We start from the raw sequence: 12,656 nt of genomic DNA, 5'->3' as shown, positions 1-12,656 counted from the left end.
CCACGGCGCAGGTAATCGTGCCTTCGTTACGAAGAAACAACCTTTTCTTCGAGCGGCGCACCAATCGCACAACTTGACACAGACCTCGCCACAACATCGCAATTGCGCAAGGCGACCAGCTCCGCTAGTACCGAGACCGCGATTTCCGCTGGAGAACGACTAAAAATCGGCAGACCGATTGGGGCGTGTAAGCGATCCACTTCTTCCTGTGTCACATCCAGCGTCAGCAAACGCGCCTTGCGCGCAATGGTGCTGGCCATAGAACCGATTGCTCCGACGTAAAACGCATCGGTTTTCAACGCTTCCATCAATGCCATATCATCTACCTTTGGATCATGACTGAGCGCTACGATCACGGTCCGTTTATCTGGTGCAAATGCATGCACCGCGTCATCCGGCATGCCTTCAAGCCATTCAACGGCAGAAGCCGCTGAGATTATGTGTGTGTTTCCATTAGCCTGCTCATTGGTTTGCCAGTTGCGCCGTTGCTCTTCACGCGGATCATTTAAATAGACCGAAAAATCTAGCGCTGGCGCCATTTGCGCCAGATATTCTGATACCTGACCGGCGCCAATAATCAGTAAACGCCAATGCGGACCGAACACATGAACCAATTCATTATCGCCAAAACGCACCGTAAAGTCGGCAGTTGCTGGCTCGATGACCGCCACGCCACTAATAAGATTAAGCCGCCTTTGCACCAACCGTCGGGATGCAACCGCCTCCAGCAACGGTTCCAGTGCGGCTGCATTAACAAGCGGTTCGACCACTAGTTCGAGTGTGCCACCACATGGCAAACCGAACCGGCGCACCTGTTCGGCAGTAATGCCGTAGCGCACGACTTCAATTTTTTCTGGAAAGGATGCGGCAAAACGCGCCATTAAATCATCCTCGACACAGCCACCCGATACCGATCCGGTAAAATCACCTTCGGAAGTGATGGCGAACAGCGATCCAAGTGGACGCGGTGCCGATCCCCAATTGCGCACTACCGTCACCAATGTGACGCGCTTGCCCTGTCGCAACCAACTCACCGCGCTATTTAATACCTGATAATCGACCGCGTTCATTTTTTACTTTCAATTTATACAACTTATTCCTGGACAACTCTATGATATAGAAGAGATCACATCTTCACTTGCCGACAGGATTTTAACGGTCACAGAAACTATCATCGCAAATTCTTAAGAACAGTCGAATTACACCATTAATTGCTAAAATTACCAGAAACATAAGAGTTACTTCTATTGCAATCAAGGTCACAGGACGGGTTTATGCCAATGCAAAATTATAGTATTGACGTAATCTTGTCCCAGCAAGGCGGGCCGACGAAGACAGTACGATAGTACGGGGCCGCCGAGGTGGCAAGGAAAGCCCAACGCCGATGGCGTACTTTCACATCAATCCTGCTGGGACAAAGTGTGCTCAGTGCCACTGTATGTATATAATGCACACCATGGAAAACACCTCCGAATTCGTCCAGTGGCTGCGCTCTGTCGCGCCCTACATTCATGCCTTTCGCGGCAAGACCTTTGTGATCGCCTTTCCGGGCGAGTTAGTCATGGCTGGGGCCTTACCCGTGCTTGCACAAGATCTGTCGTTACTGCACGCGTTAGGTATCAAAATTGTGATTGTGCATGGCTCACGACCGCAGGTTGAAGAACAATTGACACTACGCAATGTTGAAACGCGCTTTTCTAACGGCTTGCGGATCACCGACATCGCGGCATTGGAATGCGCAAAAGAAGCCGCGGGCGAATTACGGCTCGATATCGAAGCGGCATTTAGTCAGGGCTTGCCAAATACCCCCATGGCGCACGCCGCCATCAGGATTATTTCAGGCAACTTTGTGACAGCGCGACCACTAGGCGTGATTGATGGTGCAGACCTTCAATTGACTGGCGTGGTGCGTAAGATCGCCTACGAAACCATCCACCCTATTTTGAGCGCGGGTAATCTGGTTCTGCTCTCGCCATTGGGTTTTTCGCCGACTGGTGAAGCATTTAATCTGACCATGGAAGATGTTGCGGTCGCCGCTGCCATTTCACTGCGCGCCGAGAAATTGATCTTCATCAGCGAAACGCCGTTACTGAAAGACGCCGCAGGAACTGAAATCCGAGAACTATCGTCTCATCAGGCGCAGGCAGTGCTCGAAAGCGGTTGTCTGCCGTCCGATTCAGCCTTCTACTTGCAGCACGCCATCAAATCCTGCAACGCTGGCGTGCCACGTGCGCACATCGTACCGTTTGCGACTGATGGTTCGGCGTTGCTTGAATTATTTACGCATGATGGTATTGGCACCATGATTACTTACGAGAATCTGGAAAGCTTGCGTGAAGCAACGATTGAGGACGTCGGCGGTATCCTGAAATTGATCGAACCACTGGAAGCCGATGGCACGCTGGTCAAGCGCGGCCGCGAACTGATTGAGCGCGAAATCCATTATTTCTCTGTCATCGACCATGATGGCGTGCTGTTTGGCTGCGCAGCGTTGTACCCTTTCCCAGATGAAAAAATGGGAGAGATGGCTTGTCTGACGGTTAATCCGGAAGTGCAAGCGCAGGGCGACGGTGAGAAAATTCTGAAACATATGGAAAGCCGAGCGCGCGCCGCTGGCCTGACCAAACTATTCGTATTGACTACACGAACTTCACATTGGTTTTTGCGGCGCGGCTTTGTCAGCGCGACAGTCGACGACTTACCGAAAAATCGTCAACATATGTATAACTGGCAACGTAAATCATTGGTACTGATTAAACAACTTTAATGTAAGCAACTTTAACCGCTGACTCTCATTTATCGCCACACTCAGGCATTCAGGCCGGAGTGGGCGCTGATACTCACAGGTAACAAACAAGGAAAATCATGGCACGTACTATTCATTGCATCAAACTCGATAAAGAAGCTGAAGGATTGGATTTCCCACCGTATCCGGGTGAACTGGGCAAGCGTATTTTTGAAAGCGTTTCAAAAGAAGCATGGGCTGGATGGCTGAAGCATCAAACGATGCTGGTGAATGAAAATCGCCTGAACCTGGCTGACATTCGTGCACGTAAATATCTTGCGACACAAATGGAAAATCATTTCTTCGGCAACGGCGCAGATGCCGCCGTCGGTTACGTTCCACCGACAGAATAAACTCGTTTCGTAACGACGCTCCCTTCCCCGCTACCATTTGGCCGATCAGTTTTTTGATCCCGGAAAGTGGTAGCATTAACATCACCCGATGTGAATACAGTCATCAATCCATGTATTGATAGCGGCTTATTGATGTTGAATTTCGTTGTAATAGCTGGGCATTGACGTTGCTTAGTTTTTTTGTCTCAGCGCTACCGCCAGCACGCATCAGCTCACCGAACAACATGCACCAATCGTGTCGTCCCGTCTCCCGTCCATCACGCCTCTAACTGATCGAAAACGTCATGCATTTATTCCCTCAAATTCATCATTCGACATTATTCGCTGATACTGCAACCGCGAACATCTTCAGACGTATTCCTGGATTGCTGACGCGTGCATCGTCTGGCGCGCTAACACTCACCGTGATGTTGCTTGTAACGCCCTATTTTGCAGAAGCACAGACATTGCCGACCAGTGATGCAAAGATCACCCAATTCGCCAACATCACCAAAGGCCCCTCAGCCGAAGGCATCACCGAATACCGTTTCAGTAATGGCTTCAAATTGTTGTTGCTACCAGATGCCACCAAGCCAACGGTGACCGTCAATATGACGTATCTGGTCGGTTCGCGTCAGGAAAATTATGGTGAAACCGGGATGGCGCATTTGCTGGAACACATGATGTTCAAAGGCACGCCAACGCATCCGACCATTCCAAAAGATTTCGGCCAACGCGGTATGTCTTTCAACGGCACTACTTCGCTTGACCGCACCAATTACTACGAATTTTCGCAAGCGAGCGATGACAATCTGAAATGGGCCATCGACCTTGAAGCGGATCGGATGCTGCATTCTTTTGTCGCTCGAAAAGATCTCGATAGTGAAATGACCGTTGTTCGTAATGAATTTGAGAAAGGGGAAAACTCTCCAGTCAGCGTCTTGTTTAAACGCATGCAAGGCGTCGCTTTTGACTGGCATAGTTATGGCAAACCCACTATCGGCAACCGCAGTGATGTGGAGAACGTCAAGATCGAAAATCTGCAAGCGTTCTATCGCACCTATTACCAGCCAGATAATGCGGTACTACTCATTTCGGGAAAATTCGACACTGAAAAGGCGCTGACCTGGGTAAACGAGGCCTTTGGAAAACTGCCGAAACCAAGCCGTAAATTACCTGAGTTCTGGACCGTGGAACCAACGCAGGATGGTGAGCGCAGCTTTGTCATCCGGCGTGAAGGTGACATACAAATCGTCGCCGTGGCGTACAAAGTACCGAGCGAATTGCACCCGGACAGCAACGCGATATCTTTCGCAGCGAGCATTCTGGCCGACACCCCAAACGGGCGGCTTTACAAAGCCTTGGTCGAAACAGGCAAGGCGACATCGGTATTCAATTATGAAATGACCGGTTATGCACCGGGATTATTGGTCATCGCTGCGGTCGTGAAAAAAAATGAGCCAATTGAACCGGTTCGCGCAGCCTTGGTAGACGCCATCGAAAGTTTTTCAACTACGCCCCCAACCGCTGAAGAAATGGACCGTATAAAACGAAACACAGCCAACGGTTATGAAAACTTGATGAACGATCCACAGCAAATTGGGGTTGCCATGTCGAGCGCCATTGCGCTGGGTGACTGGCGCTTGCTTTTTTTAGGGCGCGACCAACTTAAGCAAGTCACATCAGCACAGGTTGCAGAAGTTGCGGCCAAATATTTTAAACGCGACAATCGTACTGTCGGCATCTTTCAACCAAACGATCCACCGCAGCGCGCCGAGGTACCGGCTGCACCTGCGCTGGCCGAGATACTAAAAGATTACAAGCCGCAGCAAGGGCTGGCAAGCGGAGAAATTTTTGATCCTTCGCAGGCGAATATTGATGCACGTACGCAGCATCAAACTTTCGGCGATATGAAATTGGCGATGCTACCGAAGAAAACCCGTGGCGAGACCGTTTCAGTCCACATAAAATTAAATTGGGGTGATGAAAAAACGCTATTCGATAAGAATGCTGTCTCGGATATGACCGGTGCAATGCTGCGCCGCGGCAGCACAACACTTAACCGTCAGCAATTAGCAGATGCTTTTTCCAAGCTTAAGGTGAGCGGCAGCCTCTATCAATTTGAGACAACGCGTAGTGATCTTCCCGGCGCGCTGGCGCTGGTTGCCGATGTATTTCAGCACCCGCGTTTTGATCCCCTTGAATTTGAGCGTTTGCGCAAGGAAGTGCTCGTTGGCCTTGAGGCTTCGCGCAACAATCCCGATAGCCGCGCAGCAGAAGCAATGGCGCAACATTTCAATTTATATCCAAAAGGTGACTGGTTGTCTGCACCCACCGTTGACGAGAAGATCGCAAACATCAAAGCGGTCACTCTGGAACAGGTGATTGCTTTTCACAAGGCATTTTATGGCGCGTCACACAGTGAAATCGCCATCGTCGGGGATTTCGACCCAACACCCATCTCCAAGACGGTTCAGGCCGAATTCGGCAACTGGAAAAGTGCCTCGCCATACCAGCGCGTGATAAGGAAAAACTTTGATGTCGCGCCGATTGCAGAGGTCATCAATACGCCAGATAAAGAAAACGGCGTCTATATTGCCCGCATGAATCTGGATATGCGCGACAGTGATCCTGACTATCCTGCTCTGTTGGTGGCGAATTACTTGTTTGGAGGCGGCAGCCTGAAGTCTCGTCTAGCTGACCGGATACGCCAAAAAGATGGTTTGTCCTATAGCGTCGGCTCTTCACTCGGCATCAGCGCCATCAGCCGCGCTGCAAGCTTCAGCATTCAGGCGATCGCCGCTCCACAAAATCTCTCCAAAGTCGATCTAGGGGTGAAGGAAGAGTTGGCGCGCGTTCGTAAAGATGGCTTCACTGCCGACGAACTGACCCGCGCAAAATCCGGCATATTGCAAGAAAACGTTCAGGCCCGGGCGCAAGATGGTGCAGTCGGTGCCGGCTGGGTGCGCTTATTGGATCTAGACCGAACGTACGCATGGAGTAAGCAACTTGAAGACAAAATCAGCGCATTGACACTCGACCAGATCAATAAGGCGTTCCATAGTCGGATTGATCCTGCCCAATTAAGTGTCGTGATTGCACGCGATGAAACCAAGATTAATAATCCGAATGTGGCGAGGCCTTAAATAAGTATGCCAAGGACCTAACGTAGAGACGCTAGAGATTTGACCTTCTTATCGATAAAAAAGCCTGCAACTTGTGAAGTTGCAGGCTTTTTTCATTGCGGCTGAAATTAAACTAATGTAAATGCATTCAGCGGCTGACCCAACTTATCGACACATTAAAACGTCAACGTTTTAACGCCCTCCGGGGTTCCCAGCAAACACACGTTTGCGCCTTGTTTAGCAAACAGGCCAACCGATACGACGCCAGTGATCTGGTTGATCTGGGCTTCCATTGCAATCGGGTCCACGATCTTCAGGCCGTGCATATCGATGATGACGCAGCCGTTGTCGGTGATGAGAGGAATACCATCCTTGAAGCGCAAGCGCGGTTCTCCGCCGAGTTTTGCCAGCTTGCGTGCTACCACCGCCTGCGCCATCGGAATCACTTCCACCGGCAGCGGAAATTTACCCAATACGTTGACGAGTTTAGAGCCGTCAGCGATACAAATAAATTTTTCTGCAACCGATGCTACGATTTTCTCACGCGTCAGCGCCGCGCCACCGCCCTTGATCATCGCGCCCTGCGCGTTAACTTCGTCCGCACCGTCGATATACACCGGCATTGACAACACCTGATTGAGATCAAATACTTCAATATCATGACTACGCAGGCGGGCAGCTGTCGCTTCAGAGGATGCGACCGCACCTTTGATCAAATGCTTGATCTTGGCCAGTTCATCAATGAAAAAATTCGCAGTGGAGCCAGTACCGACACCAACAATGTCGCGTTCCACGACATATTTAATTGCTTCGCGAGCAACAGCTTGCTTCATTTCGTCTTGCGTCATAGCGGCCATGGCAATCTTCTTAGAAAAGAATTAAAAACGCTATTCTAACCAATCAGGCCTTCCATCGGTCAAACCGCCATTTAACGTTGCCAGTTGGCGATGACAATTACTAAATGCAAAAAAAATTGAGAGACTTATAGACATCAGTAACACAAGAGAATTGCCTAGCTGAAAATCCGGTTTGCAGAGCGACCAAACCACACTTACACGGATAACATGATCCGGTAGCCGACTGCCGTCTCCGTCAGCAAATATTTTGGCTGGGCCGGATCGTCTTCCAGCTTTTGGCGCAAATGGCCCATGTAAATCCGCAAATAGTGGCCGCTCTCGGAATGCGACGGTCCCCATACTTCGCGTAATAACTGCGGATTGGTCACCACCCGACCAGCGTTCGCCACTAGTACCGTCAATAAACGATATTCAGTTGGCGTGAGATGCACTTGTTGTTGTGCTTTAGTAACCAGTCGCGCCTGTTGATCCAGCGTTACATCACCAAACCGGATCAATCCGTCGGCATCCCCTAAAGGCTGATGCTGACGACGTAACGTGGCCCGCACCCGGGCCAGCAACTCGCCGACTCCAAAAGGTTTGCTCAAGTAGTCATCCGCTCCAGCATCCAACGCCTTAATCTTGTCGTTTTCACTGACGCGAGCGGATAACACGATGATCGGCACTTTAGACCATTTTCTGACATCCAGAATGAATTCAATACCATCACCGTCTGGCAAACCCAAATCGAGAATAATCAAATTCGGCTTACGCGTGCCGGTGTCGATCAATCCTCGGTGCAAAGTGTCGGCCTCATGGATTTGCCAACCCTCGTCCTCCAGCGCCGCACGCACGAAGCGTCGGATTTGTGGTTCGTCTTCGACCAGAATCGCTACGGGTTGTGGCTGGCTCATGATGGCCCTTTTATATAGATGGTTCGACCGGATTGAAATCACCTTCTTCAACATCCGGCATGCTAGGTGGCACGCCGAGCGGCAGAGTAAAGGTAAATTCGGCACCGCGTTCTGCACTGGATTTTGCACCAATAGTGCCGCCATGCGCCTCGACGATCGCACGGCAAATTGCGAGTCCTAATCCAACGCCGGGCTTCGCCGACTCGCGCTCACCACGCGTGAACTTGTCGAAGATGGCCTCTTCCATACCGGTCGGAAGCCCTGGACCGTCATCCGAAACGGTGACCGACATGAAGCGCCCTGCCACCTTTGCGGACAACACAATAACAGATTCAAGCGGCGAGTATTTGGCAGAATTTTCTAATAAATTACACAATACGCGTTCAATCAGTACCGCATCGAAACGAACCAACGGCAGGCTGTGAGCGACGCGGATCTCCACCCGATGCGCGGCCAACGGTGAAGTACTGGCGCGCAACGCACTACCAACAACTTCTTCGAAAGGCTGCCATTGCAAGTTGAGTTTCACTTCACCACTTTGTATGCGGGCCATATCCAGCAAATTGGTCACCAGTGCGCTCATGCGCAAGGTCTCGTCATGCAACGCGGTCGCCAAACCTTGCTGCGCACTTTGCAAAGGCGGCCTGGAAAGAACTAAGGACTCCGACAAACCGATCAATGCGGTCAACGGCGTTCGCAGATCGTGCGACAACGCCGACAATAATGAATTGCGCAAACGTTCCGACTCCATCTTGATCAATGCGTCCTGGGCTACTTCAATATAATGCACGCGCTCTAAAGCAATCGCAGCCAACGCCCCAAAAGTGTAGAGTTGTTGCTGCTGCTCCGGGATGAGTAACCAACGGCGGCTGTGCGGAAGAATTGCCAATACGCCACGGGTACGCATTGGTGCAACTAGAGGCAAATAGAGACAATTACTGGCTGGCAAGGTATCCGTGCCGATACCTGCATTCCTGGCATTATCGAAGGCCCATTGGGCGATTCCGATATCCAGGGACTTATGAACTGAGTCGTGAAGACTTTGATCCGTATTTGTTCCATCTTCCGCCACGGTGACTTGTAATCGTCCGTGCAAATCGGGCACTAGCAAAAGTGTCTGAGCGTTAAATGTACGTTGTAAAAATTTTCGGCTGGTTTCGAATATCTGCTCAGTTTGCAACGCGCCAGATAGTTCGCGGGAAAATTCAAACAAAGCCCGGGAACGCGCTTCACGATAAGACGCAACCCGTGCTTGATATCGTAGACCGGTAGTCAGGTGCGTAATGATCAGACCGACTGCCAGCATGACCGCAAACGTCATCAAATATTGAAAGTCGCTGACAGCAAACGAAAACCGTGGCGGCACAAAAAAGAAATCGAATGCGCCAATACTCAACAGCGCCACCGTTATAGCTGGACCACGCCCAAAACGCACCGCGATCAATACCTCTGCCAGTAAATAAAGCATGACGATATTTGCCAAATCAAAATACGGCAAAATCGGAGTCGCCAGGAGGGTAACCAATATCGTGACCGCAACCGCCCAGTAGTATCCCAAAGAGCGCGATTTTTCAAGCATCCGCTTCGGCTTCAGGAGCGATGGAGAGATTGCCGAAGTAGCAGAAGATGATTGTTTAGTGACCGCCCGGATCGATGGCTGACCGATCTCAATAAGATCAATGTCCTTGGCCTGAGCGGCAATTCGCATCGCAAAATTACTCTGCAAAGGCCAAAGTGAACGCCAACGCCATTGACCGTAATACTGACTCCGTCCAACGATGATTTTTGAAATATTGTGATTCCGCGCAAAATCTGCAATCACCTGAGTGACATCGTTTCCTGCTAAAACGGCGGTGGTCGCGCCCAGACTTTGTGCCAGCTTGAGCGTCTCCAGAATCGCCTCTCGGCGCGCTGACGACATTCGCTGCAGGCGTGGTGTCTCAACATACACTGCTCGCCACTCGGTGTTCAATTGTGTCGCAAGTCGTGCCGTGCTGCGAATCACGTGTTCGGCGTTAATAGTTGGACCGACGCAGGCTAGCAAAGCTGCATCAGTCTGCCACACCGCGCCTATCGACTTCTCCACCCGATATGCCTGTACGTCACCTTGAAGACGATCGGCAGTGCGACGCAATGCCAACTCCCGCAAGGCAATTAAATTTCCCTTGCGAAAGAAATTGCGTGATGCACGCTCGGCTTGCGGCAATTTATAGACTTTCCCACTGCGTAATCGGGCCAGCAACTCATCGGCCGGGACGTCCACTTGTACCACTTCATCAGCGGCATCAAATACGGTGTCCGGCAACGTCTCCGCCACCCGAATGCCTGTGATACCGCCAACTACGTCATTCAGACTTTCAAGATGCTGGACATTGAGTGTGGTGAAGACATCGATACCCGCACTCAATAACTCTTCCACATCCTGCCAGCGCTTGGGATGTCGGGAGCCGGGTGCGTTGGAATGCGCCAGTTCGTCGACTAATATCAGCGATGGCTTGCGCTCCAGCGCAGCATCCAGATCGAATTCCGGTAATTGCTTATCGCGATAGGTGAGCTGTTTTAGTGGAAGTACTTCTAAACCGGTTAACTGAGTTGCCGTGTCGATTCGTCCGTGGGTTTCGATGACTCCGGCCAACACTTCGCGCCCGTCAGCGCGGAGTTTGTGGGCGGCGGAAAGCATTGCATAGGTTTTTCCTACGCCAGCCGAAGCACCAAAGTAGATACGTAGCTTGCCTCGTGCTGCGTGGATTTGTTCGGATTGCATACGGGCCAGCAACGCGTCTGGATCAGGCCGTTGATCATTATTATTCGGATAATTGGATGACATAAGTAGTGAGAGTAAATCAACAAAAAATCAGCAACAAATCAACCAATGAACCAATAGCACACACCTCCAATGACGCATTGAGGGGCCGCCCACGCAATTAAATGAAATCATTCCCTTGATTGTAGAGGCATTTTGTCATCAATTGCATAACATCAAAAGGTTTTGGTCACAGACAACAATAACGCGGTCTTTCCCAAATCCTTATAATCTGGACCCGGTCCGGCATAGCTTTTGGAATCGGTCCCGACCAGCGCCACACTACCCGCCAATATACCGAAGTCTTTTGTAAGGCCAACCTTCCAGTCGTTATAGCTTGAAGCGGAATTATTTTTGACGGTTTGATGACCAACGTGAAGATTGACCACATAGCCGTTAGTCACATCAATGTTGGCACCTACATCCACGTAATCACTGTTCTTGCTGTTAGCAAAACCGAAAAGATTAGTAACCGCTTGGGAATATTTGAGATACATAGGACCATAACCCACCTGACCATAGACTTCGGTGGTGTTCGCGTTCGGGTGCAAGTCATTGGATGGATAAACGTAGGTTAATACACCCAAATCATAGGTCCAGTTCTGGGAAAAATTTCCTTTTTTACCCGCATAAACGTCCCACTCAACATTGCCGCTTCCACCCGCATCTTTGATCCATTTCAGCGTCGACAACCATGTCCCGACATATAAGCCGGTTGGATTTATCGCATAATCGGCACCACCTTGTACTGCTGGCTTAAGCCTGGTTTGTGAAATGCCACGAAACCGATAGTCAGACACCACACTGGCGTTATAGCTAACAACATTATCCGGCACAGGTGCATCTTCTGCGTACGAAAACGAAGCACTACAGGTAATGATGATTGCCACTGCAAGAGTAATTTTTTTCATGAATTATTTCATTCGCATTAAAGGTAAAAGTGAAATAGCGCATTGGCGCTGGTGGCGGTGAATATTGCGTACTAATTACTGATCACTGATCGCGATGACAAAGAAACCTTAGGCGCCGCAATCGTTCATACAAGACCATTGCATAAACAGCGTCGCGACATTCAGATTACGTCAAGCAAGATTGGTGAAAAATCCTATTGGGATTAAGTTGCCTGACTTGCCAATCAAAGTAACGTCAGCGCAAGCGATGCTGCCCTAAAAATAGGAATGTTGATCTTGCCTGCTGAAGTGTCATCCACATTAGCCACTGCGCGCAATTAGTACGCAATGGCGATTTTTTCTCATTAATGCTTTTGATCCAGCGCGAGATTGAGATCCAGCACATTAATGCGTGGCTCGCCGAGAAATCCCACACTGCGGGTCAGTTGCTTGGCGTCGATGATGCCGCGTACTACTTCGATGCTCAGTTTTCTCTCGCGCGCAACGCGAGCGGCTTGATAATACGCGGCGGCAGTACTCATTTCTGGATCAAGCCCGCTGCCAGATGCCGTGACCAGATCGACCGGGATAGAGAGCGTATTAGTAGGATCCACAGCCTTGAGTGCAGCGACGCGGCCTTTGACCGCCTCAATCAGCGCTGGATTACTGGGACCAAAATTAGAACCCCCAGATGAGGTCGCGTTGTAGGGCATAGGGCTGGTAGCGGACAAGCGTCCCCAGAAATACTCGGGAGCAGAAAACTCCTGTCCAATCAGTCGTGATCCGACTGTTTTACCATTCTGAATAATCAGACTACCTGCCGCCTTATCGGCAAAAGCGACCTTGCCAATACCGGTGACGACAACAGGGTAAATAATGCCGCAAATGAGACTCAAAGCCGTGAACAAAACAAGCGCCGGGCGCAACATCGGGCCAGGGGCGCTAGCAATAACGAGAGGGGAGGTTTTCAT

At 50.4% G+C, this 12,656-nt stretch carries 9 protein-coding genes; 3 read left to right on the top strand and 6 right to left on the bottom strand.

What is annotated here, in order from left to right; translation table 11 throughout:
• Nucleotides 1-26: 26 nt before the first annotated feature.
• Nucleotides 27-1,070, bottom strand: coding sequence for an XdhC family protein (locus QN379_RS04340; RefSeq protein ID WP_322236418.1), 1,044 nt, complete (start codon nt 1,068-1,070; stop codon nt 27-29).
• A gap of 386 nt (nt 1,071-1,456) precedes the next feature.
• Between QN379_RS04340 and argA the strand changes: the two genes are divergently transcribed.
• The 3 genes from argA to QN379_RS04325 all read left to right on the top strand — a co-directional run bounded on the left by argA (nt 1,457) and on the right by QN379_RS04325 (nt 6,263).
• Nucleotides 1,457-2,767 carry an amino-acid N-acetyltransferase gene (argA, locus tag QN379_RS04335; protein WP_322236416.1) on the top strand — a complete coding sequence of 437 codons (1,311 nt, stop codon included), beginning with the start codon at nt 1,457-1,459 and terminating at the stop codon, nt 2,765-2,767.
• Nucleotides 2,768-2,865: 98 nt separating this feature from the next.
• The gene (locus tag QN379_RS04330; protein WP_322236415.1) at nt 2,866-3,138 is read left to right on the top strand and encodes an oxidative damage protection protein; all 273 of its coding nucleotides are present in this window, start codon (nt 2,866-2,868) and stop codon (nt 3,136-3,138) included.
• Between the two features lie 407 nt (nt 3,139-3,545).
• A complete protein-coding gene (locus QN379_RS04325) occupies nt 3,546-6,263 on the top strand; it encodes a M16 family metallopeptidase (RefSeq protein WP_416348521.1) in 2,718 nt (905 codons plus the stop codon).
• Nucleotides 6,264-6,418: 155 nt separating this feature from the next.
• Here the strand turns inward: QN379_RS04325 and rpiA are convergent, their stop codons facing one another.
• The 5 genes from rpiA to kdpC all read right to left on the bottom strand — a co-directional run bounded on the left by rpiA (nt 6,419) and on the right by kdpC (nt 12,656).
• A complete protein-coding gene (rpiA, locus tag QN379_RS04320) occupies nt 6,419-7,090 on the bottom strand; it encodes a ribose-5-phosphate isomerase RpiA (RefSeq protein WP_322240492.1) in 672 nt (223 codons plus the stop codon).
• 203 nt (nt 7,091-7,293) lie between these two features.
• Nucleotides 7,294-7,992: a two-component system response regulator KdpE gene (gene kdpE, locus QN379_RS04315; RefSeq protein WP_322236411.1), complete on the bottom strand. Its 699-nt coding sequence runs from the start codon at nt 7,990-7,992 to the stop codon at nt 7,294-7,296.
• Between the two features lie 10 nt (nt 7,993-8,002).
• Complete coding sequence (locus QN379_RS04310) at nt 8,003-10,819, bottom strand: DUF4118 domain-containing protein (RefSeq protein ID WP_323506100.1); 2,817 nt, start codon at nt 10,817-10,819, stop codon at nt 8,003-8,005.
• 152 nt (nt 10,820-10,971) lie between these two features.
• The gene (locus QN379_RS04305) at nt 10,972-11,706 is read right to left on the bottom strand and encodes a TorF family putative porin (RefSeq protein WP_323506099.1); all 735 of its coding nucleotides are present in this window, start codon (nt 11,704-11,706) and stop codon (nt 10,972-10,974) included.
• 344 nt (nt 11,707-12,050) lie between these two features.
• Complete coding sequence (gene kdpC / locus QN379_RS04300; RefSeq protein WP_322236405.1) at nt 12,051-12,656, bottom strand: potassium-transporting ATPase subunit KdpC; 606 nt, start codon at nt 12,654-12,656, stop codon at nt 12,051-12,053.

Origin of the sequence: Glaciimonas sp. Gout2, assembly GCF_035018905.1 — a bacterium.
In the GTDB taxonomy this organism is placed as follows: domain Bacteria; phylum Pseudomonadota; class Gammaproteobacteria; order Burkholderiales; family Burkholderiaceae_D; genus Glaciimonas.
Note: the sequence above shows the minus strand (reverse complement) of the source record. Positions and strands in the feature narration are given on the sequence as shown.

What these genes read in the sequence shown, in the direction of transcription:
- QN379_RS04340 (WP_322236418.1), bottom strand. Translation starts at nt 1,070, where the DNA reads ATGAACGCGGTCGATTATCAGGTATTAAATAGCGCGGTGAGTTGGTTG.
- argA (WP_322236416.1), top strand. Translation starts at nt 1,457, where the DNA reads ATGGAAAACACCTCCGAATTCGTCCAGTGGCTGCGCTCTGTCGCGCCC.
- QN379_RS04330 (WP_322236415.1), top strand. Translation starts at nt 2,866, where the DNA reads ATGGCACGTACTATTCATTGCATCAAACTCGATAAAGAAGCTGAAGGA.
- QN379_RS04325 (WP_416348521.1), top strand. Translation starts at nt 3,546, where the DNA reads ATGTTGCTTGTAACGCCCTATTTTGCAGAAGCACAGACATTGCCGACC.
- rpiA (WP_322240492.1), bottom strand. Translation starts at nt 7,090, where the DNA reads ATGACGCAAGACGAAATGAAGCAAGCTGTTGCTCGCGAAGCAATTAAA.
- kdpE (WP_322236411.1), bottom strand. Translation starts at nt 7,992, where the DNA reads ATGAGCCAGCCACAACCCGTAGCGATTCTGGTCGAAGACGAACCACAA.
- QN379_RS04310 (WP_323506100.1), bottom strand. Translation starts at nt 10,819, where the DNA reads ATGTCATCCAATTATCCGAATAATAATGATCAACGGCCTGATCCAGAC.
- QN379_RS04305 (WP_323506099.1), bottom strand. Translation starts at nt 11,706, where the DNA reads ATGAAAAAAATTACTCTTGCAGTGGCAATCATCATTACCTGTAGTGCT.
- kdpC (WP_322236405.1), bottom strand. Translation starts at nt 12,656, where the DNA reads ATGAAAACCTCCCCTCTCGTTATTGCTAGCGCCCCTGGCCCGATGTTG.